Source organism: Indiicoccus explosivorum, assembly GCF_002167005.1.
In the GTDB taxonomy this organism is placed as follows: domain Bacteria; phylum Bacillota; class Bacilli; order Bacillales_A; family Planococcaceae; genus Indiicoccus; species Indiicoccus explosivorum.
Genome location: NZ_NHTN01000023.1, coordinates 129434 through 152045, shown reverse-complemented (window position 1 = coordinate 152045; position 22612 = coordinate 129434). Strand labels below are relative to the sequence as shown.

The 22612-nt window shown below is 56.6% G+C and carries 28 protein-coding genes; 4 read left to right on the top strand and 24 right to left on the bottom strand.

The genetic code is table 11. From position 1 onward, the window contains the following. The 13 genes from CCE92_RS08800 to CCE92_RS08745 all read right to left on the bottom strand — a co-directional run. Positions 1–888, bottom strand: an 888-nt coding sequence (locus tag CCE92_RS08800; protein WP_144390998.1) for an SLC41A family transporter, incomplete at its 3' end; no start/stop codon positions are given. Positions 889–1060: 172 nt separating this feature from the next. Beyond that, positions 1061–1507, bottom strand: a complete 447-nt coding sequence (locus CCE92_RS08795; protein WP_088007144.1) for a DUF6376 family protein — start codon at positions 1505–1507, stop codon at positions 1061–1063. A gap of 16 nt (positions 1508–1523) precedes the next feature. Next, complete coding sequence (locus tag CCE92_RS08790; protein WP_241535943.1) at positions 1524–1697, bottom strand: glycine zipper domain-containing protein; 174 nt, start codon at positions 1695–1697, stop codon at positions 1524–1526. 265 nt (positions 1698–1962) lie between these two features. Continuing rightward, positions 1963–2139, bottom strand: coding sequence for a hypothetical protein (locus CCE92_RS15850; protein WP_155522833.1), 177 nt, complete (start codon positions 2137–2139; stop codon positions 1963–1965). After that, positions 2123–2869 carry a type II toxin-antitoxin system SpoIISA family toxin gene (locus CCE92_RS08785; protein ID WP_144390997.1) on the bottom strand — a complete coding sequence of 249 codons (747 nt, stop codon included), beginning with the start codon at positions 2867–2869 and terminating at the stop codon, positions 2123–2125. Before CCE92_RS08785 ends, CCE92_RS15850 begins: the two co-directional genes overlap by 17 nt. A gap of 144 nt (positions 2870–3013) precedes the next feature. Next, positions 3014–3766, bottom strand: a complete 753-nt coding sequence (locus CCE92_RS16300) for an excalibur calcium-binding domain-containing protein (protein WP_088007141.1) — start codon at positions 3764–3766, stop codon at positions 3014–3016. 176 nt (positions 3767–3942) lie between these two features. Continuing rightward, complete coding sequence (locus CCE92_RS08775; protein WP_088007140.1) at positions 3943–4614, bottom strand: DUF1643 domain-containing protein; 672 nt, start codon at positions 4612–4614, stop codon at positions 3943–3945. 105 nt (positions 4615–4719) lie between these two features. Next, positions 4720–4926: a hypothetical protein gene (locus CCE92_RS08770; protein ID WP_088007139.1), complete on the bottom strand. Its 207-nt coding sequence runs from the start codon at positions 4924–4926 to the stop codon at positions 4720–4722. A gap of 76 nt (positions 4927–5002) precedes the next feature. Next, on the bottom strand, positions 5003–5209 hold the full coding sequence (locus CCE92_RS08765) for a zinc ribbon domain-containing protein (RefSeq protein WP_088007138.1): 207 nt from the start codon (positions 5207–5209) through the stop codon (positions 5003–5005). A 106-nt stretch (positions 5210–5315) separates the two neighbouring features. Beyond that, positions 5316–6770, bottom strand: coding sequence for a sodium/pantothenate symporter (panF, locus tag CCE92_RS08760; protein ID WP_088007137.1), 1455 nt, complete (start codon positions 6768–6770; stop codon positions 5316–5318). Then, entirely contained in the window at positions 6767–7048 is a 282-nt protein-coding gene (locus CCE92_RS08755) for a YhdT family protein (RefSeq protein ID WP_088007136.1), read from the bottom strand. Before CCE92_RS08755 ends, panF begins: the two co-directional genes overlap by 4 nt. A gap of 44 nt (positions 7049–7092) precedes the next feature. Beyond that, positions 7093–8829: a phospho-sugar mutase gene (locus CCE92_RS08750; RefSeq protein WP_088007135.1), complete on the bottom strand. Its 1737-nt coding sequence runs from the start codon at positions 8827–8829 to the stop codon at positions 7093–7095. A 136-nt stretch (positions 8830–8965) separates the two neighbouring features. Beyond that, the gene (locus CCE92_RS08745) at positions 8966–10222 is read right to left on the bottom strand and encodes a glycosyltransferase family 39 protein (RefSeq protein WP_088007134.1); all 1257 of its coding nucleotides are present in this window, start codon (positions 10220–10222) and stop codon (positions 8966–8968) included. A 137-nt stretch (positions 10223–10359) separates the two neighbouring features. On the opposite strand from CCE92_RS08745, the gene CCE92_RS08740 reads away from it, so the two are divergent. The 3 genes from CCE92_RS08740 to CCE92_RS08730 are packed head-to-tail and all read left to right on the top strand — an operon-like array spanning position 10360 to position 11790. After that, positions 10360–11049: a glycosyltransferase family 2 protein gene (locus CCE92_RS08740; protein WP_088007133.1), complete on the top strand. Its 690-nt coding sequence runs from the start codon at positions 10360–10362 to the stop codon at positions 11047–11049. Between the two features lie 16 nt (positions 11050–11065). After that, the gene (locus CCE92_RS08735; protein ID WP_088007132.1) at positions 11066–11425 is read left to right on the top strand and encodes a DUF2304 domain-containing protein; all 360 of its coding nucleotides are present in this window, start codon (positions 11066–11068) and stop codon (positions 11423–11425) included. Next, the gene (locus CCE92_RS08730; protein WP_088007131.1) at positions 11422–11790 is read left to right on the top strand and encodes a DMT family transporter; all 369 of its coding nucleotides are present in this window, start codon (positions 11422–11424) and stop codon (positions 11788–11790) included. Before CCE92_RS08735 ends, CCE92_RS08730 begins: the two co-directional genes overlap by 4 nt. Before the next feature lie 107 nt (positions 11791–11897). Here CCE92_RS08730 and CCE92_RS08725 read toward each other — a convergent pair whose 3' ends face one another. The 11 genes from CCE92_RS08725 to CCE92_RS08675 form a co-directional block, all read right to left on the bottom strand. After that, positions 11898–12242 carry a hypothetical protein gene (locus CCE92_RS08725; RefSeq protein WP_088007130.1) on the bottom strand — a complete coding sequence of 115 codons (345 nt, stop codon included), beginning with the start codon at positions 12240–12242 and terminating at the stop codon, positions 11898–11900. 90 nt (positions 12243–12332) lie between these two features. Further along, the gene (locus CCE92_RS08720) at positions 12333–13112 is read right to left on the bottom strand and encodes a 2-keto-4-pentenoate hydratase (protein WP_241535941.1); all 780 of its coding nucleotides are present in this window, start codon (positions 13110–13112) and stop codon (positions 12333–12335) included. A gap of 115 nt (positions 13113–13227) precedes the next feature. After that, the gene (locus tag CCE92_RS08715; protein WP_088007129.1) at positions 13228–14676 is read right to left on the bottom strand and encodes an amidase family protein; all 1449 of its coding nucleotides are present in this window, start codon (positions 14674–14676) and stop codon (positions 13228–13230) included. Between the two features lie 152 nt (positions 14677–14828). Next, positions 14829–15479 carry a hypothetical protein gene (locus CCE92_RS08710; RefSeq protein ID WP_088007128.1) on the bottom strand — a complete coding sequence of 217 codons (651 nt, stop codon included), beginning with the start codon at positions 15477–15479 and terminating at the stop codon, positions 14829–14831. 118 nt (positions 15480–15597) lie between these two features. Continuing rightward, a complete protein-coding gene (locus CCE92_RS08705) occupies positions 15598–17136 on the bottom strand; it encodes an S-layer homology domain-containing protein (protein WP_088007127.1) in 1539 nt (512 codons plus the stop codon). Positions 17137–17172: 36 nt separating this feature from the next. Next, positions 17173–18744 carry a hypothetical protein gene (locus CCE92_RS08700; RefSeq protein ID WP_088007126.1) on the bottom strand — a complete coding sequence of 524 codons (1572 nt, stop codon included), beginning with the start codon at positions 18742–18744 and terminating at the stop codon, positions 17173–17175. 191 nt (positions 18745–18935) lie between these two features. Further along, positions 18936–19349, bottom strand: coding sequence for a MaoC/PaaZ C-terminal domain-containing protein (locus CCE92_RS08695; RefSeq protein ID WP_088007125.1), 414 nt, complete (start codon positions 19347–19349; stop codon positions 18936–18938). After that, the gene (locus CCE92_RS08690) at positions 19346–19795 is read right to left on the bottom strand and encodes a MaoC family dehydratase N-terminal domain-containing protein (RefSeq protein ID WP_088007124.1); all 450 of its coding nucleotides are present in this window, start codon (positions 19793–19795) and stop codon (positions 19346–19348) included. Before CCE92_RS08690 ends, CCE92_RS08695 begins: the two co-directional genes overlap by 4 nt. A gap of 17 nt (positions 19796–19812) precedes the next feature. Beyond that, complete coding sequence (locus tag CCE92_RS08685) at positions 19813–20577, bottom strand: SDR family oxidoreductase (RefSeq protein WP_088007123.1); 765 nt, start codon at positions 20575–20577, stop codon at positions 19813–19815. A 367-nt stretch (positions 20578–20944) separates the two neighbouring features. Beyond that, positions 20945–21370, bottom strand: coding sequence for a CBS domain-containing protein (locus CCE92_RS08680; RefSeq protein ID WP_088007122.1), 426 nt, complete (start codon positions 21368–21370; stop codon positions 20945–20947). A gap of 90 nt (positions 21371–21460) precedes the next feature. Continuing rightward, the gene (locus tag CCE92_RS08675) at positions 21461–21679 is read right to left on the bottom strand and encodes a YgaP family membrane protein (protein ID WP_088007121.1); all 219 of its coding nucleotides are present in this window, start codon (positions 21677–21679) and stop codon (positions 21461–21463) included. A gap of 245 nt (positions 21680–21924) precedes the next feature. On the opposite strand from CCE92_RS08675, the gene CCE92_RS08670 reads away from it, so the two are divergent. Further along, a complete protein-coding gene (locus CCE92_RS08670; protein WP_088007120.1) occupies positions 21925–22521 on the top strand; it encodes a DsbA family oxidoreductase in 597 nt (198 codons plus the stop codon). Positions 22522–22612 lie beyond the last annotated feature (91 nt).

Below are 22612 nucleotides of genomic sequence, written 5' to 3'. Positions count from 1 at the left end.
CAATTCTTTTATCACTCTCTGCACTTCGTCCATGAATACCGGCATTTTCTCGGACAGATGGGCTTCCAGCACCCACAATACTTGCAGGGAGCTGTAGGTTTGGTGTTCTTCCTTTTCTTCCGCACTTTCTCCGAACCCGCCATGTTCTCCAAGCTCTTCCGCTCGCTCTGTCCCGGCCCCTTCCGGCTGCAGCACCCGCTCGGCAAGCGGGTCGCGGAAAATCGGATAATATTCCATGACTGAAGCATAGAATCGGTCGAGTTTCACCCGCTCATAGCGCATGAGGTAGGTGCACACCTCGAATTCCTGGGCGAATTCCCGCTGGAACCGCTCGAGAAGCCGGATGTCGGTCGCTTCCAGCTCGGCGGACATGGATTCAAAAAACGTCAAAAACGACCGGCAGTAGTCGTAAATGAATCCCGGATCCGCGCTTTTATCCGCCGGCAGCCCGAACAGGCTGTTATCCAAATAGTAGTTGTTCAGCTTCCGGTGCAAGGTGTTCAGTTTCAGCTTTTTCAGCAGCCGGCGGTTTTCATCCCGCCCCCACTGCTCCGCCGCCTCTTCCTGGCGTTTATTCCGAAAAGCGGACAGCAGGATGAGCGCGACGCCCGCGACGCCGACCGTGAACGACGCGGCGAGCGCCATGGCGATGACGACGACCAGGACGAGACCGCTCATGCCGTTCCACAAAATCACGAACGGCGCCACGATGCCGAGCACGGCCGTCACGATCAGGATAGCGATCAGCCCTTTGACGGCCGCGTCGAACTCGGTCGGAACAGGCGGTCCCGTCCGTTCCCGGGCCGCCGCCACACCGACGATGATGGCGGTCACAATCAGCAGCAGCGCGATAAACAGCAGAATCAGCAGCAACTGGGTGAGTATCATCGGCAAACCTCTTTCCGTGAACCCTGTTTTTCTTACCATAACCTTTCAGCGGGCGGGTAAACCTCGAACACTTCCGTCCCCCAGGCCGATGGCAATAAACCCCGTGATCTGCCCGCGCAACGGAAAGCGGGAAGCGTGATCTGCCGATCACACTTCCCGTGGTTTTCGTACTTTATTGACTCAGCTGCTCAATCTGATTGATGATATCGGAGACTTCCCCGATGGTCTGGAAAATTTCCGTATCTTCGATGACCGCCGGGTCGAGCGTGCCGTTCTCGATATTCGTCAAATACAGGTCGATCCCTTCAAGGGCGCGGTTATTGAGGCCGACAACCTGCCGGTGGAGCTCCCCGCCGACAGCCGGTTCCTCAAGCGCATTGAACGCCTCGATCTGCTGCTTCATCTCCTCCAGGCGCGTCTCCAGATCGGCGGCCGCCTCCGGATCCGTGATCGCCTGACGGGCAAGATCCGGCACCTCATTCGCAAAATCCTGCGCATCATTCGCATACGCCGTCGCTTCATTCACATAATTCAGCGTATCATTCACGCCTTCCAGCAGTCCGCAGCCGCTCAGCAGCAGCGCCGCAGCCGCCGTGACAGGCAGCAAAAATCTCTTCATGGTTCCGCCTCCTGCTCTACTCATCCTCTCCGCCTTTGCGGTATGCGTCAAACGCCAAGCCGATGGCGATTCCGAACAGAATGCCGACAGGAAGATTCTCCAGCGCCGCTCCGATCCCCACACCGAGGGCGCCGCCGATTGCCAGGCCCATCCCGGCATTCGGTGTCCGCTGCTTCTTGCTGTGCTTCATGGCCATCCCCTCCTTCATCCACCAGCCTCTCCCTTACCATACGGATGAACAGCGGGAAAGATTCACCTTCGCGTGCGGTTTTGTGCAAGTTTTTTGCGTGCCTGGCACCTGTTTTCAGAATATTGTTCGGAGATGAGAATATTGGTGCCAGGCACCCGTTTTCATAATTGTATACAAAAAAGAGATAATCGGTGCCTGGCACCAACCCTGGCACCAACCCAGTGACACCATACCTAGACACCTCATCCCAGCCGCACCCCGGCACTCACTCCCGCCGCAGCACAATCCGCCGGCGGCTCACTTTCTCCAGCACTTCCCGTTTCAGCGACAGCAGCCGCTCGGTATCCGGACTCAAGCCAATCTCCGCCGAGACAATCCGTGCCCGCTTCCGCCGGATCACCGCCTCGTACCGCTCTTTCCGACTCTCAAATTCCTGCGCCATCCGGATCGCCCCCTTCTTCGTATACCGTCGCCAACAAAAACGCCTGGATCAGAATATCCACGCCCAGCACGTGAACCTCCGTGATGCCGGTGCCCGGCGAAGCCAGTTCCAAAACATACGGATCCCCCTCAAACTCGATGGGGAACAGCGCCAGCTGGCTGTCATCCCGGTAAAACGTCTTCTTCGCCTTCACACTCGCTTCAATCACCGGCCGGTCCTTGCCATCGAAGTGCGTCGCATATTCCGGATCATCTGCCGAATAAAACCCGATCGAAATCCCCTCTAATTCCGCATATAGCCCGAGCATCCGCTTCAGGCCCTCCAAATACGCCGCTTCATCCGCAAAATACCCGACCACCGCGTCGCTCGCCATCACTTGGCGCACATGCTTGAGACTCCGCACATCCGCCGCCTTCGACTCCGACAGCTCCGAAATCACGTCCGTCACCTGGTTCAGCTCATACCCTGCCGCGCTTTTCAAATAAAGTCCGAGAAAACTGAACGAATCCGCCACGGCAAAAATAAGGAGGACAATCAAATAATTTTCCCACTGCTCGAACAGACTCGACGGATGTGCCGTTATGTACAAAAGAAACCCGAGCAGCAGGATCCCATACCAAATTTTCCGGATCAGCGATACCCGCTCAGGCTTCACCTTCCCGCGTCCGGCAGCGACGACAAAAATGCCGACCAGCACAAAACACAACCATGCACCCGCAATAAAAAGCATCTCCACTGCCCTATCAACCTTCTCTTCTTTTCGACATTTTCCTTTGGTGCCTGGCACCAATTTTCACAATTGCATAAACAACTTTGAAATCTGGTGCCAGGCACCCTATCCTCGCACCCTATCCACACTCTACCCAACCAAACCTCACTCGCACGCCCAGCCGTCTTTGTCCCGGTCCATGGCGGGCTGATACGCAGGATGGTCCTGTCCCACACCGCCAGAGTAGACAGTTTTCAGCTCCGTACAATTCCCGAAGTCCTCGAATACAGGAACCGGTTCGCCGCCTGCCAATGCCGCCGCTGTTTCATCCGCCACTTCTGTCACCGCGTACGCCGGTTCTTCAGCGCTTCCGGCGGCTTGCGCTTCCGACAGCGCAATCTCCATGGCCGCCAGCTCCGATTCGAGCGCTTCTTTGCCGGCTATCGCGGCCGCCGCTTCCTCTTCCGCTTTTGCAGCGATCCGCGCCGCTTCTTCAGCTTCCCCCTCAAGCTGTGCGATTTCGCCTTTCAATTTCCGGTTCTCTTCTTCCGCCGCTTCCGCCTTCACATTGGCGATCTCCAACTGTCCCTCCAGCCGTTCCCGCTCGGCTGCCGCCGTCTCCAGTTCTTCATTTTCCGCCTGCAGTTCCGCCGCCTTCAGCTGAAGTGTGAACAACTCGTCTTCCAGCACTCCGATCTGCGCCTCATATTCTGATTCGAGGGCTTCCAGTTCATGTCCGTTCGCAATGCTGAGCCCGACCGTTCCCGCTACGATCGTCGCCACGCCGAGGCCCGCCGTCCGCGCGAACACCGCCGGCTGCTGGTTCATGTACACGAACAGCGAAACGGCCCATAATATACCGAACACCACCGCCGTCAGACCGCCAGCCATCACAAGCAGCAGAAACACGGCTTCCATCGCCGCACCTCCCTAACGTCAGTCTTTTCAGAACTATACCCGTAAACTGCGCCGCCCAACCGCCATCCTGCCCATATCGGACCGATGCGAATAAAAAACGCTTCCGAATGCATCAGCCATCCGGAAGCGGTGTTTCCATCCTTCTCCATCCTTTATTTCTGCACCGGAAATGCCTCTCACACCGGCTCCGCATCCTTCTGCAGCTGCACTTCCATCTCATCGAGCCACTTCAGGCACCCGGCGTGCAGATGCGGAAACGGGTGATAGTAATACGGCGGCGTCTTATGCGCCAGCCCGTCGACCGGCCCGAACGTGTTCAGCTTCCGGAACGCCCGGATAGCAAGATCCCGGATGATCGCATTCGTCCCCCAGCCCGCCACGATGCACGACGAGCCTTCCGCAATCTTCCGCAGCTCCTGCTCCCGTCCTGACGAAAAAATACTGTGCCGGTCATCCTGCTGCGCCGCCATAAAACGGAGCTTCAGCTTCAAATCATCCATATTCCCCGCGCGAAGATCCGTCAGATTGACGACATAGGTTTTATTCCACCGGAGCCGATCCATAAGCCGCATGAGCTGATAAATCGAATGATCCGGGTCCGCCTGCTGCAGCGGCACCTCCTCCAGACTCGGCGGATCGACCGGGAGTGCCGCCCCCTGGTCCGTCGGCAGGCACTTCCCCGGATTCGTCAGCACAAACAGCGCCTCCGCCTCCTCCGACTGCGTCCCAATCCGCCGGATGGCCAGCAGGCTCCGGCACAACTCCCGGCGGCCGCCCGACTCCAGCTCATAAAACGCACCCGCCGTCTCAAACTGCTGCTTCAATTCCCCTTCCGTCGGAAACAGCATCTCCCAACCCCCTTTCAGTCAATAAAACCTGTAATTTCTTTTATTCGACATCTTCCGCCTGAATCCCTGCGACCGCAGATTCCCATCCATCAAAAATTGCAGTCGTCAGTCTGGGAGAACGGGATGAATGTCATCGAAAACGGGATAAGCCGCTTCAAGACCGAGATAAAGCGCCATCAAGAACGAGATAAACCCTGCCAAGACCGAGATAAGCGCCATCAAGAACGAGATAAACCCTGCCAAGACCGAGATAAACCGCTTCGAGAACGAGATAAGCACCACCAAGACCGAGATAAGCACCACCAAGACCATGACCAGTCACAGCACCAGCAAACCCGCCCACAAAAAAAGCAGAAGACCTGCCTGCACAGGTCCTCCGCCTTCCTTATCAACCGCCGAAAAACAAGTCGATCACGTTCGATGCATTCGACGCGTCCTGGTTATACAGCTCCGAATATCCGCAGTTCTTGCAGTACACCACCGTAAACTGGTTATGCTGGATATCGAACATTTTCGACAGCCCGGTGCCCGACGCGGAAATCTCCTTTGTCCCTGTCTCCGTCGCCCCGCATTTCACACACCCTTTGTCCGCCATGCAATCCCCTCCTGTTTTTTCTTATAACAGCTATACGGTTTAGCCTCTCAGGAAGTTTCAAAAAAATCGATTCGCACCTGGATCTAAGACCCAATCCGGTCACCCGTCACCGGGCCTCATAATCAAACGCTTCCCGTTTAAACAGGAGACTCACGCCAACGAACGCGACAAACGACAGCACGACGGGAATCGTCACCGTATGCACGTCCAGCAGATTGCCGTTCGCCTGGTTGTAGTAATGGAGAAAGACGTAACTGGCCATCCCGACAGCCATCGAAGCGATGGCGCCGTATTTATTGCTGTACTTCCAGTAAAGCCCCATGACGATCGGCCAGATGAAGGCCGCTTCCAGACCTCCGAATGCGAATAAATTCAGGAAGATGAGGAGGTCCGGCGGGTTCAGCGCCAGCAGGTAGACGATGATGCCGAGCACCGCGGTCACGCCGAAGCTTGCCCGCTTGATCACCTTGATCGATGCATCCGGCTTTATGTAATTCAGGTAGACGTCCTTGACGATCGTCGAGCTGACGAGGATCAGCAGGGAATCGACGGTCGACATGATGGCCGCCATCGGCGCGGCGAGTACGACGCCCGCAAGCCAGCTCGGCAACACTTCCATCGAAATGAGCGGGATCACTTTGTCCCCGACTTCGATGCCCGGCAGGATCGGGCGGGCGAAGACACCGATCAAGTGCATGTTGAGCATGATGACACCGGTCACGATCGTCCCGATGATGATTGCCCGGTGCATCGACTTCGAGCTTTTATAGCTCATGGCGCGGACGGCGATCTGCGGCAGTCCGACAACTCCGACACCGACCAGGATCCAGAACGAAGATACGTACGCTTTCGACAGGGTGCCGTCCGGTCCGAACGGTGTGATCAAGTTCGGGTTCTCCGCTGTGAGGTCACGGATGATGTTCGGCACACCGCCGCCTGCCACGATGACCGCGACGAGCAGGATCAGCGTGCCGATGACCATGACGCTGCCCTGGACGGCGTCCGTCACAGCGACGGCGCGAAATCCGCCGACGATGACATAAATGAGGACGGACACCGCAAAGATGAACAGGGCCGTGTTGTAACTCATGCCCGTCAGCGACTCAACAAGCCGGGCGCCGCCGACCCACTGCGCCGCCATGGCGGAGAATAAAAAAATGATAATGGCTGCGGCAGACAGAATCACGACAACCGGGCTTTGGTAGCGCGCTTTCAAAAAGTCGGTCAGCGTGATGGCGTTATATCTTCTGGCGAGAATCGCAAACTTCTTCCCCAGCACCATCAGGACGAAATAGCCGGTCACGACTTGCGTCATCGCCAGCAGGATCCAGCCGAAGCCGATCGTATAGGCGGTTCCCGGTCCGCCGAGGAAACTTGAAGCACTTCCGTACGTCGCGACCATCGTCATCGCCAGCACGAATCCGCCGAGCTCCCGTCCGCCGAGAAAATAATCCTGCAGGAATCCGGATTCGGACGCCGCCGTTTTCCGGCTCGACCAGATGCCGATAAAGAAAATGATCGCCAAAAAGGCGAGGAGCGGAATAACGACCGACCAGCTCATCGTTCCTCCTCCCCGTCTTCAAAAGGGATGTCCCGGAAGAAAAACTTGACCGTAAGCGCGACGAGCACGATCATTACGGCGAGTCCGAGGACGCAGCTGTAAAAAAACCAGGCCGGCAGCCCGAACACGTACGAGTATTCTTCCACATCGCCCGACCCCATCCCGTACGCGAAGCCGAACCACCACACGAAGTTGATGACCGCCAGCGCGACGCCGATCAGCGCTTCCCGGTTGGCGATTTTAAACCGCCAGTCATCCTTTGATTTCGGTGTTTCCATCGCCATTCTCCTTTCCTTCCCGGTCCTGCCGCTGAAGCGGGTGGCTAGATAAGCGACCGCACCCGCGCCATCACCGCTTCTTTCAGCCGGTCGAGCTTGCGGTCAGCCGCCTCGGCCGATTCGCCCTTGACGCCGAAGTAGAACTTCATTTTCGGCTCGGTCCCCGATGGCCGGAGGCAGACCCATGAGTCGCCGGCGAGCCGGTACTTGAGCACGTTGGACTCCGGCAAGGCGATCGCTTCTTCGCGGCCTTCCGCTAAAATTGTCCGAGTGCCCGACGCATAATCCTCGATCACAGTCACCGGCTCCCCGCTGAATTCCGACGGCGGCTGTTCCCGGAAATCCGCCAGAATACGGGCGATCTTGCCGCTGCCGTCCTTCCCTTTCAGCGTGAGCGATTCGAGCCCTTCCCGGTAAAAGCCGTACTCCCCGTACAGTTCCTGCAAGCCATCGAACAGCGTCATCCCGCGCAGGCTGAAAGCAGCAGCCGCTTCCGCGATCAGGAGGCACGTCTGGATGGCATCCTTGTCCCGCACGAAATCTTTTATTAAATAACCGTAGCTCTCCTCGTAACCGAACAGGAAGCGGCCGGTCCCCGTTTCCTCGAATGATCGGATCTTTTCGGCGATGTATTTGAAGCCGGTCAGGACGTTCACCGTTTTTACGCCGTGTGCCGCCGCGATCGCTTCCCCCATCTCGGACGTCACGATCGTCTTCAGCATGACCGCCTGCTCCGGCAGCGTGCCCTGTTTTTTATTTTCCGTAATCAAGTAATGCAGCAGCAGCGCGCCGACCTGGTTGCCGGTCAGCACTTCGAAGCGGCCCGATCCGTCCCGCGCCGCCACGCCGACGCGGTCGGTGTCGGGGTCCGTCGCGAGTAGCACATCGGCGTCCAGCCGTTCGCCGTCCCGGATGGCGAGTTCGAACGCGGCGTGCTCCTCGGGGTTCGGATAGCGGACAGTCGGGAACCGGCCGTCCGGCTTCTCCTGCTCGGCCACCACGTCGATGTGAATAAACCCGGCGGCTTCCAGCCCGCTGCGCACCGGCACATTGCCGGTCCCATGCAGCGGCGTGTAGACGATCCGGAAATCCGGCGCCGCTTTTTTGATCACATCCGGATTCACGACGACCGACTGGAGCGCGCGCATGTACGCTTCGTCGACCTGACTGCCGATGACCGTGAGCGTGCCGTCCGCTTTCAGGCCGGCTTCATCCGCCGCTTCGATGATGAGTTCGTCTTCGACGCTATTCACTTGCGCGACGATCGCATCCGCCGCGTCGCCAGTCACCTGCGCGCCGTCTTCCCCATACACCTTGAACCCGTTGTACTCGGAAGGGTTGTGGCTCGCCGTGATGACGATCCCACTGAAGGCGTGGAGATAACGGACAGCGAACGACAGCTCGGGCGTCGAGCGGAGCGACTCGAACAAATACACCCGGATGCCGTGCGCGCCGAGCGTCCGCGCCGCTTCCGACGCGAACTCCGGCGACTTGCGGCGGGAATCGTATGCGATGACGACACCCCGCTCCTTCGCTTCCGTTCCCGCTTGATCTATGTATCGCGCCAGACCTTCCGCCGCTTTCCTGACGGTGTACGTGTTCATGCGGTTCGGACCCGGACCGATCTCCCCGCGCATCCCGCCGGTCCCGAACGTCAAGTGCGTGTAAAAGCTGTCCTCCAGCGCTTTCGGATCCGCCTCGAGCTGTTCGAGTTCCTCTTTCAGCTCCCGTTCGAGCCCGTCGAAGCGTTTCCATTTCTCCACTTCCGTCTGCCAGTTCATCTTAAGTTCCCCCTTCTGCAGTTGCTTCCTCCTGACCATTATAACCCATACCACTCTGGAAAAAAGGGCCGCAAGAAAACGGAAAAGTGCCTGGCACCAATTGTCAGACAATTGGTGCCAGGCACTCACATAAAACTCATTCCCGCTGCACGCGGGTTTTCCTTCCGTACAGCACATAATACACAAAACCGCCGATCGCCAGGAACAGCAGCGGCAGCAGCGGCTGGTTGTACCGGTTGTAGGCGAAGTAAATGTTATTCAGCACCGTGAAATACACGAAGAACAGCGATATGAACAGCAGTTCCCGCCACCTGGCCCGGACCGCGAAGAACAGCGCGAGCAGGGAGAACGCCCCTGCCGCAAGCAGGACGAGGTAAATGGCTTTCATCATCTCCCGGGACACGCCGAACACTTCATGCCAGTAGAACGGCGTCTTCCACTGCTCCATGAACTTCTGCCGCGTGTACGTGTCGATGAACCACGCCTTGTTGTGGGCCCACATGACCGCCATCCGCTCCTTCGCCGCCTCGAGCTGGTACTGGTTCAGTTCATACCGGCTCGCATCCGGATGTTCCGAACGGATCCGCTCCAGCACGACATCGAGCGGCTCGCCGTACTTGTAGCCGTGGCCCTGATATGTCCCGAGCAGCATCGGATTCCCCGCGCCGCCCGACAAGGGGATGAACTCGTCATAGACGATGTAGTTCCGGATCCACCACGGTCCGAGCACGACGAGCAGCAGGATGACGGCGATGCCGAACTGCTTCAGCGCCGTCTTCAGCGGGTACTTTTTCAGCAAAAAGTAGATGAGCAATAAAAAAGGCGCCAGCGCGATGGTCGGCCGGAACATGATCATGAACAGGTACAGGCCGATGACCCAGTAAAAATCCGCATTGCGGTGGCTGTCGGCCAGCCGGACCGCAAAGTAAATGAACCAGATGAGGGCGGCGGTGAACGGCGCTTCCGTCAGCACCAGATTATCCGTAATGACCAGCGGGAGATAAAGCGCCGTGATCAGCGCGCCGATGCCGCCCGCCATGCGCGACAGCAGCCGTTCGCCCAGCTTGTAAATGCCGGCGATGCTGAGCAGCCCGAACAGGATCATGACGATCTTCACCGCGTACAGCCCGAGATCGCCGGTCCCGAAAAAGAGGAAAACACCGGCGATCAGGACCGCAATGCCCGGCATGATGTGGACGGTCAGTTCAGTCGGATCGAAATAAGTCAGTTCCCCGTGCTCCAGCAAATGGATCGCACTTCGTATGTATCCCACATCGTCACTGTTGAGGGAGAGCCCCAGCCCGTACTCGGCAAGAAGCGCCAGCCGGATGACCAATCCTATTAACAGCGGCGCGAGCAGCCACCCATTCACCTTCGAACGCACTTTTTCCATCTCCCAACCTCCCAATAAACACTATTTTCCATTATAATGGACAAGAGTTTATTTCACAATCGCTTCCATTCTTCCATGACTTCTCTAAACTATATCCTTATAATGGAACAAGACCAACCAAAAGGAGCAAGCGCTGCATGGATTCAAAAATTCTGATCATCGTGCCAGCCTATAACGAAGAACAGGCGATCGTCAATACGGTGCGCGCCCTCGAGAAGTTCGTCGAGTACGATTACATCATCGTGAACGACGGATCCACCGATATGACCAAAAACCTGTTGGAAACGCACCAATTCAACCACATCACGCTGCCGGTGAATCTCGGGATCGGCGGTGCGGTCCAGACCGGGTACCGGTATGCCGTGCGCCACGGCTACGACTATGCCATCCAGCTGGACGCGGACGGCCAGCATAATCCCGAAGACCTCCGTCACCTCGTCAGCGAGATGGAAAAGCGGCAGGTCGATATGCTGATCGGTTCACGCTTCCTGGAGAAATCGAATTACCGGGGCAGTTTCCTCCGGCGGACGGGCATCCTGTATTTCAACTACCTGCTCCGGCTCATCGCCCGGGTCAACATCACCGACCCGACTTCGGGCTACCGGATCGTCAACCGCCGCGTCTGCGAATGGTTCGCCGTGGATTACCCGGTGGATTATCCGGAAGTGGAAGTCATCGCGAAAATCGCGCGCAAGGGATACAAGGTCGAAGAAACGAAAGTCGAGATGAACGCGCGGCAAGGCGGCGTCTCGTCGATCACACCGGTCAAGTCCCTTTACTACATGGCGAAAGTGACCTTCTTTTCGCTGATCCGTTCCTATATTTAGAAAGGGGATGCGCAACTTGGACATTATCCAGCTAATCGTGTTAGGTTCGGCGCTATTCTTCTTTGCCGTCGTCGTCGCCATGACGTCGAAAAATAAAATCACCGACCAGTACGCCTTCATGTGGCTGACGCTTTCCGTCATCGGCGTCATCCTCGCCGTCGCCCTGCCGTTTCTGAACCGGCTCGCGCTGTCGATCGGCATCGCGTATTTGCCGTCGCTCATCTTCCTGCTGGCTTTTTTGGTCGTCCTGTTTTTATTGATTTACCATACGTCCCTGTTATCCAAACAGGAAAGCCGGCTGAAAGTGCTCATCCAGGAAGTCGGCTACCTGGAAAAAGAACTGCGCGACGCCAGAAACGGAGATAAGCATCCATGAATATCCTGCATTTACTGCTCGTCCTTTGTAACACCCTGATCCTCGTCGCCGGCCAGTTCCTGTGGAAAATCGGCATGGAACGGCAGACCGACGCGTTCGCTTCCGTCTTCTCGGTCGTCAAACTGTTCTTCAGCCCTTTCATTTTCACGGGGCTGGCCATGTACGGCCTTGCGACGGTGCTGTGGCTGTTCATCCTGACGAAGATTCCGCTGAGCGTGGCCTACCCGCTCCAGTCCAGCGCGTACATCATTGCCGTATTCGGCGCTTTCTTTTTGTTCAATGAGTCAATCACACCGTGGAAAATCGCCGGCGTCTGCTTCATCATGCTCGGCGTGTCCATGATCGGCCTGAGCGAGATGCGGTGAACAGTTTCCCTATCAAAACCGAATACCCTGAACACCGCCCGCATGCGCCGGCGGTGTTTCCTGTTTTATTGCAATAAAAAACGCCTCCGAAGAGACGTTTCCGCGGTTCAGATCCGGTTGTTTTTCGGATGCGGTTTCGTAATGTCCACCGCGTACACTTCCACACGGTTCACCATCAAGTCGCGGATGGCATAGATCGGCCGCTCGTTTTTCTGCACTTCCCGGATTTTGTCGTTCAGCATTTCCTGGAGCAGGACGCCGACCGGCTGCTCTTTATAGACATCGACCGCCGCGCCTCCCGCGAATGTCTGCTCGAAAGACAGTTCGAAGTACAGGTTCGAGACACTGATCCCTTTCAGCGTATCGCCTTCCGCGTGAAGCTGGACCACCTGATAGTAGTTGCCGTATTCATCGTGCACCAAATCCCCTGTTACAATATGCTGCATGCTCATTATTTCCAACTCCTTTCTGTCAGTGTCTACTCTATCATAGTCCGCCCGGCTGTGTCGGGTACCGGCCGAATCGTTCCCGCTGCAGGCGCTTCACTTCACAACCAGCTCTGCGGCACCGATCCCTTCGTACTCGGCTGTGTACGTTCCCCGCTCCAGCGGCTTCGGCAGGATGAACGTACCGGAGGAAACGGCCATGCCTTTCTTGAGCGGCAGTCCATGCTTGTGAAGTTCCTCGATCAGCCATTTCACGGCATGCACCGGGTGGCCGAGCACTTCCGTCGATACGCCGGATGCGATTTCCCGGCCGTCCAGCTTCAGCGTCCCTTTCACGCGCTCCAGCTGGCTGTATGTAACGCCTGCTTTCGGCGTGCCCGCAACAAACGTGCCGGCCACCGCGCTGTCCGCGATCACCTGACCGAGGGAGACGTTCGGGAACCAGTCCTCGAACCGCGAATCCGGCACTTCAATGCCCGGCGCCACGTGCGTCTTCTCCAGGATGGCCTGCACATCATCCGTGACGGAAAGATCCTCCTGCGCAATGAAAATGAGCTCCAGCTCGATCAACGGGGACAGGAGCCCTTCAAGTGACACGGTGTTCCGGTCCGGAGCGGGACCCGTCACCGCCCCGTACAGCGGGGAATCGGAAGCGAACAAGTCCTGTGTTTCCTTACTCGTCAGGCTGATTTTATAGCCCCGCAGCTGTTCCCCCGCTTCTGCAGCTTTCTTTTCTGTCACCGCCCGCTGGATCTCATACGCCTGTTCCTTATCCAGATCAGCCGGGATCCGGTCTTTCGGGATGGACTGTCTCCTCATATGCGCTTCGTACAGCACATCCACAAGTTCCGCTGTCCTCGAGTTCTTCGCAGCCAATCGCTTCCCCTCCTGGTTTGGTTTATGGTTTGAGTTTTTGTGTCCCTGTGCCGGGTACAATTCCGAATCATTCCAGACAGAGGTCTTGAAATTCAATAGCCTAAAATTCAAGACCTTAAAATTCCGGCGCCACCCGCTTTTTCGTCGCCTGTTCGTAGCCGTATGCCAGCTCGATCAGCCGCGGTTCGCTGAATGCCAGTCCGCTGAACGTGACACCGACCGGCATGCCTTTCCCGGTATAGCCGGCCGGCACGGTGATCGACGGGTAGCCCGCCTTCGCCGGCATCGCCGCCCCCCGGTTATCCTGGAACAGGAGCGCATCGAGGCGGTGCTTCGCCATGACGGCGTCGATCCCTTCCGTCGCGGCCGTCCGCACATCAGTGGCCCTGTGCTCCAGATACGTCGGATCCGTCGGGTCGTCGCTCAGCGCCTGTGCCTTCTCCAGTTCCGTCTGCCCGAACTTCATCCGGCCATCCGGGTCCTGCCTGTTGAATTCGATGACTTCCGCGAGCGACTTCACCGGCACCTGCGCCGGCACCGTTTCCAAGTAAGCGTTGACGCCCCGCTTGAACTCGTACCACAGCACGTCCGACTGGAACTCCTCGACGGGGATCGTCACTTCCTCCACAATCGCCCCCTGTGCTTTCAGCACGGCGATCGCTTCGTCCATGATCGCCCGCTCTTCCGGTTCACCGTCGTTCAAAAACGTCACATCGACGCCGATGCGGGCGCCCTGCAGGCCGTCGTGCTTCAAGTGCGGCGTATAATCAGAAAGCGCCTTGCCTTCACTCCGCAGCGTCGCCGGATCCTGTTCGTCCATGCCGGTCAGCACACCGAGCGTGATCGCCGCATCCGCCACCGTCCGCGCCATCGGTCCGGCCGTATCCTGACTCTCGGCGATGGGAATGATGCCGGTGCGGCTGAGGAGCCCGACCGTCGGTTTGATGCCGACGAGCGAATTGGCGCTCGACGGGCTCAAAATCGAACCGGACGTTTCCGTGCCGATCCCGACCGCGGCGAAGTTCGATGCGATGGCCGCGCCGGTCCCCGAACTCGATCCGCCGACCGTCCCCGCTTCGAACGTGTCGATTCCGTACGGATTCAGCACTTGCCCGGCCAGATTGCTGAAGCCGCTCGGCACCTTCTCCGTCATGAAATACGCCCACTCGCTCATGTTCACCTTCCCGAGAATGATTGCGCCCGCTTTCCGGAGCTGCGCCGCGATGAACGCATCCGCTTCCGCAAAATTCTCCTGAAGCGCGACCGTCCCCGCTGTCGTCGGCATGCGGTCGCTCGTGTTGATGTTGTCTTTCAATAAAACCGGAATCCCGTACAGCGGCCCCTGCTCCGCCTCTCCCCGCTTGCTGTCCAGCTCGGCCGCGACAGCCAGCGCATCCGGGTTGATCGACAAAACGGAATTGATTTTCGGGCCGTTCCGGTCTAATCGCTCGATCCGGTCCAAGTACATCCCGACCAGTTCGACCGATGTCAGTGTCCCTTCCTTGAACGCCTGCTGAATGCTGTCGATTGTGGCTTCTTCTGCTGTGAATGTCGTCTTTTCCATCGTCCGCTCCTCTATTCCGCTAATTTTCTGATTCCAATTAAGCGTATCATGTTTCGGCGCTTAAGTGTCACGGAGGATACGGAAAAAAACGTCCCGGTATCGGCTGCGATTCTGAATCGCGTCCGACGCCGGGACAGGAAAATACCGGAGCATCAAAGCTCGATTTCATACGAAATCCGGCCATCGGCTTCCACTTTGTACGGAATCCCTTCCGCTGTGAATACTGAAATGAGCGCTGTCTGTTTCTGTTGCGCATTTTTCGTCAGTTGGTCTGTGATGTACAGCAATTCCTCATAGGCAGTCTCAGGTCTTTGAGCTGTCAGGGCATCCGCCACTTGATAGGCCAAATTGAACTGTTCCTCATAATACTGCTTCAATGGCAGCAGCCGGGCGTTGTCTGTCTGGAATCCGGCACTTAATCTCAGCAATTCTTCGCGGGCGGTCGCCACTTCCTCCTGATGAAGGGCGCCTCTGTTATAATCTTCGATCAGCCCGTTCACGGTCTGCTGCATGTGTTCTTCACTCACGGCTGTTTCTGTTATGTACTGGTGGATGGATGCCTGAGAACTTCCGAGCACATCATCCGCCTGGAATAAAACCTCGGTAACGACAAAAAGATTCCAAACCAGCACGAGAAGACCGACGATACCGCTGAATTGCAGTACCGGCCGGACGAATCGCTTCCGGGGCTTTTCCGTCAGAAAACGCTTGTCCCTATAACTGTAAACGTCCCTTTGTCCGTTCCTCATTTTTTCCGCTTCAGCCATCCGCTTGCGGAACTCCCGCTGCCGCTTTGTCAGCACTTTGTCCTCCTCCGCCTCTCTGATTTTTCTGATTTTATTATACCCTTTTCTGTAAAAAAGAGGAAGTAGGAATGAACTTAAAAAAATGCCCCTGTGTCAGACACAGGAGCAGGAAAAACTACTTCAGGTAACGCCTCACACCGGATAATTCGGAGCGGTAAGGCTCGGTTGCGACCGGGATGATTTCCAGCGGCCGGCTGTAGTTCGGCGAATGGATCATTTCGCCGTTGCCGATGTACATGGCGACGTGATGCACGGCTCCCTTTCCGCCGTCATGCGCGAAAAATAGCAAGTCGCCCGGCTGCATGTCCGCTTCCGCGACAGCTGTCCCGCCGATCCCTTGGGCCGAAGCATCCCGCGGAATGAGGATCCCATGATGTTTGTAGACGGAATACGTAAACCCTGAACAGTCGAACCCGAAGCCGGACATGCCTGCCCACAAATACGGAAGGCCGAGGAACTGCTTGCCTGTGGCGATCAAATCAGCCGCTGCCGGTGCCGGGATGGCACCGGCGTCACTGTAGACGGTCGCATCCGCTTTCCGGAGATAGCTGAACGTGTTGCCGGGCACTACGACTCGGAGCCAGTCCGCCGTTTCGCCGACGATCGGAAAAGTGGTGTTGAAGCTTACGTCCAGTCCTTTCTCGCCATCGGGGAGCTCATAAAGCGCTGCGACGGGTTTATTCACGACGGCAATCGCGCACGTTCCGTAATTCGGATACGCCTCGGTTAGGTGTGACGCCGGAACCCAGCCGGGATACCCGCTTTCATTTTTCGGCGTCGGCTGATCCGCCACTGCCACTTTCACCCAGTCACCGCTCGTTTCGAGGATGGTCACTTCTTCCCCGTACAGAGCCTGTGTATCGATTTTTCCGAGCAGCGCGAGTTTCTGCGTTTTCGTCATCGATGCGGTCCACTTCGCCATGTCCGCCGGGTCCGAAATGGCAGGAGCGTCTACGGGTCTGGCCTCACCGGGTTTATTCCATAAGGTCGTCACCGCCACATCGACGAGGGTTTTCCGGTCATTATCCGGGCGGTAGCACGAGACGATTTCTTTGAAGGAATCGTCCAGCGTCCGGGCCATGAACATCGCAAACTGGCTCCGGGTGATCGGCTGACCCGGCCGGAACGTATTGTCCGGATATCCGGTGGTGATGCCGTTTCCGAGAAGTGTCCGGATGTCCGCTGACGCCCAGTGGACTGGCGGCACATCCAGGAAATCATAGTCGGCCATGTCTTTCAGGCCGAACGCCCGCACGAGGACTGCCGCCATTTGCGCGCGGGTCATCGGCGCATTCGGCTGGAAGTCGCCGTCTTTGCCGCCGAACATGATGCCCGCTTCCGCCATCTGTGACGCAACGGCATAGTATGGGTGGTCAGCCGGCATGTCATTGAACGTCCATTCCCCGCCGGCCGCCGCGGGAAGCGGCAGGGCACGCGCGATCATCATCGCTGCCTGGATCCGCATGATCGGGTCATTCACCCCGAACCGGCCGTCCTTGTATCCGTACACCACGCCCTGCTCCGTCAAATAGCCGATTTCCTTCGCCGCCCGGTGGCTGGCGCCCACATCCGAAAATACCGGTGCCGCCGAAGTCCCCGTTGCCGCTGTCAATAAAAGAAGAACGACCAGCAGCACACCCATCCAATTTTTCATAATTTCCCCCTTAATCGTGTCCGCCACAGGGACACATCAGCCTGCTGCTGTATCTCTTTTATCGGCGTCGGCTCCGGAACGTTTAAATGCCGGTTCCGATGAGACGCCCGTTTCTGCCAGTCCCGCTCCGTATACCGCCTTCAGTTTTTCCGTGCTCCATAAGAACAAGTAGGAAGGGGCCCACGGACTGCATTTATAGGCTTTATCCCAGCCGGAAATCTTGAACATCTTCTCCAGGACCGTTATGTTGCGCATCGTCAGGAAAATATCCCCGCAGTAGAGCAAGTACCGGATATGGCGCCCGGGCATGAATTTTCTTCGGGACCAGTTCTGTATATAAAACGCCGAAAACTCCTCGAAACTGCCGGGCGACATCACTTTTTTCAAGTAGCCCAGCCCCGCGAACCGGAGACTGCTGCCGGCTCCGCCTGATTTCGTGATGCCGAACAGTTCCCGCGGCACCCCTTTCTGTTCGACGATCCGCCGCGGAATCGGCCGGTCATAGTTCGTGCCGAGCTTCCATGGCAGCATTTCTTCCGACTGGCTGATGGCGAAGATGCTGCGGTGGTTCATCACGCCGAAAAATGGGATGAGGATATTGAGGAACCCGACCCGCAGCCTGAATTCCTTCTTGGCGATATCGGGAAAGAAGGAGCGTTTCAAGTCATCGTTCGATGCTAGTTTCAGTCCCCACACTTTCCCGCCGTGCTGGCCGCTCAGCAGGAATTTCCCTTCCAGTTCCTGTTCCGCCGATGCAAAAAAGATGGACGTGCCGAGTTCACCGGCCGCGACGAATTCATGGTCGGCGTCGTGGTGCCGGTAATCGAGTTCCTCCCGCTCGATGATCGTCTCGTACCCGAGCGCCTCCACGATCGGTTTGCCCGTGTCTTCCTTATAACTTTTCTTGCTTTCGTAGACGACCGCCGTCCTGCAGCCGATGTCTTTGCCGAGTGCGGCGCAAAGGGTCGAATCGTAGCCGTTCGACGTGAAGACGATCGGCTCGTACCGCACTTTCCGCAACTTGTGCTGCGCATTGTCGTTTATTTTCCCGAGGGTGGACGTCAAGAACCGGTGATAATCGTCAAAATCGCGGAACGGCGGGACCGTCTCCTTGTCGACGGCCTCAATGGTTCCGTCCATGGCCACTTTCAAGTTGCAGAAGTAGTGAAGATGGATCGGTGCGCCTGTTTCCGTCGGAATGGTGCGCTTATACCGGGACAGCCCTTCCGAGATGCTCAGCATATCCCGTTCATAGTCCGCATAGTTGATATCGAGCTTCTCATCCGCCCCCGTCAAAAGGAACGGGATCGAATTCGAAAAATAAAGCCGGCTGTTTTTTTGGATCGAGAACAGCCCCTCCGACGTGTGGGCGGGGCAGCAGATAAACAAATTTCCGTCTTCCACAATCCCGCCGCTTCCCATCAGCGTATGAGCCCGGCGGATCCCCTTTTCGGCAAAGTCCCCTTCCCATGCGCCTTCCACAAAAAACGCCTCATCCGCTTCGACCCACGAGCCGTGATGAAGCGTCAGCTCAGGCTTGTCCGTGTCCAATTCCAACAGCCAAGCCAGTTTCGGAATCCCTTCCACTTCGACGTGCTTAATGATCACTCACTTCCCCCGCCTTCCTTTTTTCTGAATTATAGCAAAAGTTTGCGGTGCCTGGCACCAATTTTCTGAAAATTGGTGCCAGGCACCGCAAACAAGTGACACCGCGCACAAAAAAAGAGGAGCGGCATCTACCCCGCTCCCCTTCTATCCAAACTTCCTCGCTCCTCACACCGGCCTTTCGGTACCTCTATTTACAAGTCAGGCAGTTCCGCTGAGAACACCACGCTGCCTTTCAGCACATCCTGGCCATCGTGGTTGACCGCCGCCACTTCAAACGTCAGCTCCTGATCCTGCAAATCCTTCAGCACCGCCTTCAGCGTCACCACATCCCCTAGGAACACCATCCCTCTGAAGCGGATCGCGTACTCCCGGATGAAGCCCTGTTCCAGGTATGGCGTGAACAGCTTCGCCAGATTGCCCATCGTCCACATACCATGTGCGATGATGCCTGGCAGGCCCGCCTGTTCCGCTTCCGCATCAATCGTGTGGATCGGATTAAAATCACCGGATGCACCAGCGTACTTAATCAGATCAAGCCGCGTTACCGGATTCAGACGCACTTCCGGGAGTGAATCACCTGCGCGCAATTCCTTGATTCCAATCATGCGCCCATCCCCTTCCGCACCGCTTCGCTGATAATGACGATCCGCTCTTCTGTGAACAGCAGCTCCCCATTGGCGTTCTCCCCGTACTTCGTCATCACGAGGAAACCCATCCTGCCCATCTTCCCGCTGCGCTCGTAATAATCCTTCACTTCCATCCAGCAGTACACCGTCTCCCCGACCAAGAGCGGACGCACATATGTATAAATCTGCTCGCCGTGGATCAGCCCCTTCGACGGCAGATCCAATTCCGGGATGACGCCGGCGTCGAACGTCACCGGAAACGTCGGCGGCGCGATGTTGCGCTTGTACACCGACTCCGCCCCTGCCGCTTCATCAATAAAAATGGGGGCCGGGTCGCCGATCGCTTCCGCAAACTTCCGTACAGCGCCCCGCTCGATGGTATTCCTCACTTTTTCCGACCGTTTCCCGATGCTGTCTTTCAGCATGGCTCCCGCCTCCTTTATTAGCCTCTCGGCCCGCCTGCAACGTATAACACTTGGCCGCTGACGAACGAAGACCGCTCGTCCGCGAAAAACGCGACCGCGTTGGCGATATCCTCCGGCTTGCCGCTTCTGCCGACCGGAATCTGCGAAACGCTGGCGCTGACCAGTTCCTCGAAAGAAATCCCGATACGCTCCGCCGTCGCTTTCGTCATGTCCGTTTCAATAAACCCGGGAGCCACCGCATTCGCCGTGATGCCGAATTTGCCGAGTTCGATGGCGAGCGTCTTGGTAAGTCCCTGGAGACCCGCTTTCGCTGTCGCATAATTCGATTGCCCGCGGTTGCCGAGCGCCGATGTCGACGAAATGTTGATGATGCGGCCATACTTCTGTTTCGTCATGTAGTGCTGCGCCGCGCGCGACGCATAGAACGCACCTTTCAGATGAACGTCCATGACCGTCATCCAATCCTCGTCCGTCATTTTGAACAGCATGTTATCGCGGATGACCCCGGCGTTGTTAACGAGAATGTCGAGTGAACCGAACCGGCCGGCGATTTCCTGGATCGCCTGTTCAACCTCGTCCCGTTCCGTGACGCTCGCGTGCTTTATGTAGATGGAATAACCTTGTTCCGCCAATGACTTTTCCGCTTTATCCAGTGCTTCTTCGTTCACATCGAGGATCGCGACATTTGCCCCTTCGCTCGCGAAGCGCTCCGCAATCTTGAAACCGATTCCCCGGCTGCCGCCGGTCACCAGTGCCGTTCTTCCTTCAAACTGTTTTTCCATCACAAATTCCTCCTGCCAGTTAATCATGCGGTTTATATGCGGTCCGTCCGGCCGGTATTTTCACCGCTTTAAAATAGCGCTTCTTCTAAAATTTGCAAGCGCTTACTTCTCCTTAAAATTCAGTATATATTATCTATTCAGACAACCACAAGCTTTTGAAAATTAGTGTCAGAAAATTGGTGCCTGGCACCAAAATTCTCATTGTGTATACAACTCCGACAATTGGTGCCAGGCACGCTTTAGGCACGTTTTCTAATCCTCCTTCTTCCGGCACACAAAAGCCGCAGCGAGAACCTTCATAATTCCTGCTGCGGCAGTCTTATTCGCATTTATCATTAGCACACTGAGCGTTCTCAATAAGAGAACATCACTCTGCCGGCTTCGCCGGTCTCGAAATTTCCTCGATCGCTTTCGAAGCATCTTCATCTTTCGGATCCTTCACGGCCACATCTCCAAGCGCCACGATACCGACCACTTTATCATTCTCGACGATCGGCAGCCGGCGCACTTGCGCTTCAGCCATCAGTTGCGATGCTTCTTCAACATCCATATCCGGCCAGCTCGTCACCATATTATCAGAGAGGATCTGCCTGACCGGCGTATCGAGAGAAAACTGACTTGCAATCCCTCTTGTCACAATATCCCGGTCTGTCAAAATGCCGACCAGCCGTCCATCTTCCGTAATCGGAATCGATCCGACATCGAGTTCCGTCATCATGCTGGCCACTTCCTGGATCTGCGTATCAGGTGAGCACGTTTCCACATTCGTTGTCATAATCTCGCTGACTTTCATGATGGATGCCTCCTTCTGATTCCCCAAAGCTGTTAGCAGTATGTGTCCACGGAAACCGAGTTACCCTTGTCAGTCAGTAAGCTTGGTTCGTCACCGGGTCGTATGCTCCGACTTCTCTAAACCGAAAGCTTCTGTCATCGGACAATAGCGCGTGATGCCTTCCGCGACTTTCTGTGCTGCCATCACCGTCATGAAGATATCCGAACCTGAGGGCTTCTCCCGGGCCATCTTGGCTGTGCACCAGGAAAGAATCGTCAAACCACCGGCAATGCGGACCATGGAATTGATCGTTCCGATATTGTGCCTCATCCTGAAGATCCTCCTCTGTCTTCATGAAATACATTTATATCATTCCCTTTCCGATTTGCATTAAACGAGGATGTTCGGTTAATAGTAATTATCTGCGGTGCCAGGCACCGCAGATAATTACCACGCCCAGTTCGCCTCACGTGAAAAAGCTATATTTTTCCTCTATCCTGAAAGATGACTACACAATTGGAGGGATACCCATGCAGATTGAAATGTGGACAGACTTCGCTTGACCGTTTTGCTATATCGGCAAACGGCGTCTGGAAGACGCCATTCAGAAGATCGACCATCCTATTGACGTAACGTACAGAAGTTTTGAACTCGACCCGACGATGGCTCGGGACGTCAAAGAGAACGTCTACGAAAAACTGGCCAAGAAGTACGGCATGAGCATCGAGCAGGCGAAAGCTAATACACAGAACATGGTCCAGATGGCGAAGGACACCGGGCTTGATTACCGGATGGATACGCTGATCCAGACCAATACATTCGACGCCCACCGCCTCGCCATGTATGCGAAAAAGCACGGGCTGATGAAAGAGATGACCGAACGGATCCTTCATGCGTACTTCACCGAATCCAAGCACATCGGCGATTACGAGACGCTGACGGACCTCGCCGCAGAAGTCGGACTCGACCGCGACGAAGTCAAAGAAATGCTGGTCAGCGGCGAAATGGCCGAGGAAGTCCGCGCGGATGAACGGGAAGCGCAGCAAGTCGGGGTCACCGGCGTCCCGTATTACCTGATCAATAAAAAATATGCGCTCACCGGCGCGCAGCCGACCGAACTGTTCGTCCAGGCGCTGCAGCAAGTGATCGCAGAAGATGAAGGAACTGCTTAAGCGCCCCCGGTGCCAGGCACCATTCTGAGGACTGCAAGTTCCTGAATACATGCAAAATGCGCCACGTGAAATCAATGGATTTCACGTGGCG

What these genes read in the sequence shown, in the direction of transcription:
- CCE92_RS08795 (WP_088007144.1), bottom strand. Translation starts at nt 1,507, where the DNA reads ATGAAGAGATTTTTGCTGCCTGTCACGGCGGCTGCGGCGCTGCTGCTG.
- CCE92_RS08790 (WP_241535943.1), bottom strand. Translation starts at nt 1,697, where the DNA reads ATGAAGCACAGCAAGAAGCAGCGGACACCGAATGCCGGGATGGGCCTG.
- CCE92_RS15850 (WP_155522833.1), bottom strand. Translation starts at nt 2,139, where the DNA reads ATGGCGCAGGAATTTGAGAGTCGGAAAGAGCGGTACGAGGCGGTGATC.
- CCE92_RS08785 (WP_144390997.1), bottom strand. Translation starts at nt 2,869, where the DNA reads ATGCTTTTTATTGCGGGTGCATGGTTGTGTTTTGTGCTGGTCGGCATT.
- CCE92_RS16300 (WP_088007141.1), bottom strand. Translation starts at nt 3,766, where the DNA reads ATGGAAGCCGTGTTTCTGCTGCTTGTGATGGCTGGCGGTCTGACGGCG.
- CCE92_RS08775 (WP_088007140.1), bottom strand. Translation starts at nt 4,614, where the DNA reads ATGCTGTTTCCGACGGAAGGGGAATTGAAGCAGCAGTTTGAGACGGCG.
- CCE92_RS08770 (WP_088007139.1), bottom strand. Translation starts at nt 4,926, where the DNA reads ATGGTCTTGGTGGTGCTTATCTCGGTCTTGGTGGTGCTTATCTCGTTC.
- CCE92_RS08765 (WP_088007138.1), bottom strand. Translation starts at nt 5,209, where the DNA reads ATGGCGGACAAAGGGTGTGTGAAATGCGGGGCGACGGAGACAGGGACA.
- panF (WP_088007137.1), bottom strand. Translation starts at nt 6,770, where the DNA reads ATGAGCTGGTCGGTCGTTATTCCGCTCCTCGCCTTTTTGGCGATCATT.
- CCE92_RS08755 (WP_088007136.1), bottom strand. Translation starts at nt 7,048, where the DNA reads ATGGAAACACCGAAATCAAAGGATGACTGGCGGTTTAAAATCGCCAAC.
- CCE92_RS08750 (WP_088007135.1), bottom strand. Translation starts at nt 8,829, where the DNA reads ATGAACTGGCAGACGGAAGTGGAGAAATGGAAACGCTTCGACGGGCTC.
- CCE92_RS08745 (WP_088007134.1), bottom strand. Translation starts at nt 10,222, where the DNA reads ATGGAAAAAGTGCGTTCGAAGGTGAATGGGTGGCTGCTCGCGCCGCTG.
- CCE92_RS08740 (WP_088007133.1), top strand. Translation starts at nt 10,360, where the DNA reads ATGGATTCAAAAATTCTGATCATCGTGCCAGCCTATAACGAAGAACAG.
- CCE92_RS08730 (WP_088007131.1), top strand. Translation starts at nt 11,422, where the DNA reads ATGAATATCCTGCATTTACTGCTCGTCCTTTGTAACACCCTGATCCTC.
- CCE92_RS08725 (WP_088007130.1), bottom strand. Translation starts at nt 12,242, where the DNA reads ATGAGCATGCAGCATATTGTAACAGGGGATTTGGTGCACGATGAATAC.
- CCE92_RS08715 (WP_088007129.1), bottom strand. Translation starts at nt 14,676, where the DNA reads ATGGAAAAGACGACATTCACAGCAGAAGAAGCCACAATCGACAGCATT.
- CCE92_RS08705 (WP_088007127.1), bottom strand. Translation starts at nt 17,136, where the DNA reads ATGAAAAATTGGATGGGTGTGCTGCTGGTCGTTCTTCTTTTATTGACA.
- CCE92_RS08695 (WP_088007125.1), bottom strand. Translation starts at nt 19,349, where the DNA reads ATGATTGGAATCAAGGAATTGCGCGCAGGTGATTCACTCCCGGAAGTG.
- CCE92_RS08690 (WP_088007124.1), bottom strand. Translation starts at nt 19,795, where the DNA reads ATGCTGAAAGACAGCATCGGGAAACGGTCGGAAAAAGTGAGGAATACC.
- CCE92_RS08685 (WP_088007123.1), bottom strand. Translation starts at nt 20,577, where the DNA reads ATGGAAAAACAGTTTGAAGGAAGAACGGCACTGGTGACCGGCGGCAGC.
- CCE92_RS08680 (WP_088007122.1), bottom strand. Translation starts at nt 21,370, where the DNA reads ATGAAAGTCAGCGAGATTATGACAACGAATGTGGAAACGTGCTCACCT.
- CCE92_RS08675 (WP_088007121.1), bottom strand. Translation starts at nt 21,679, where the DNA reads ATGAGGCACAATATCGGAACGATCAATTCCATGGTCCGCATTGCCGGT.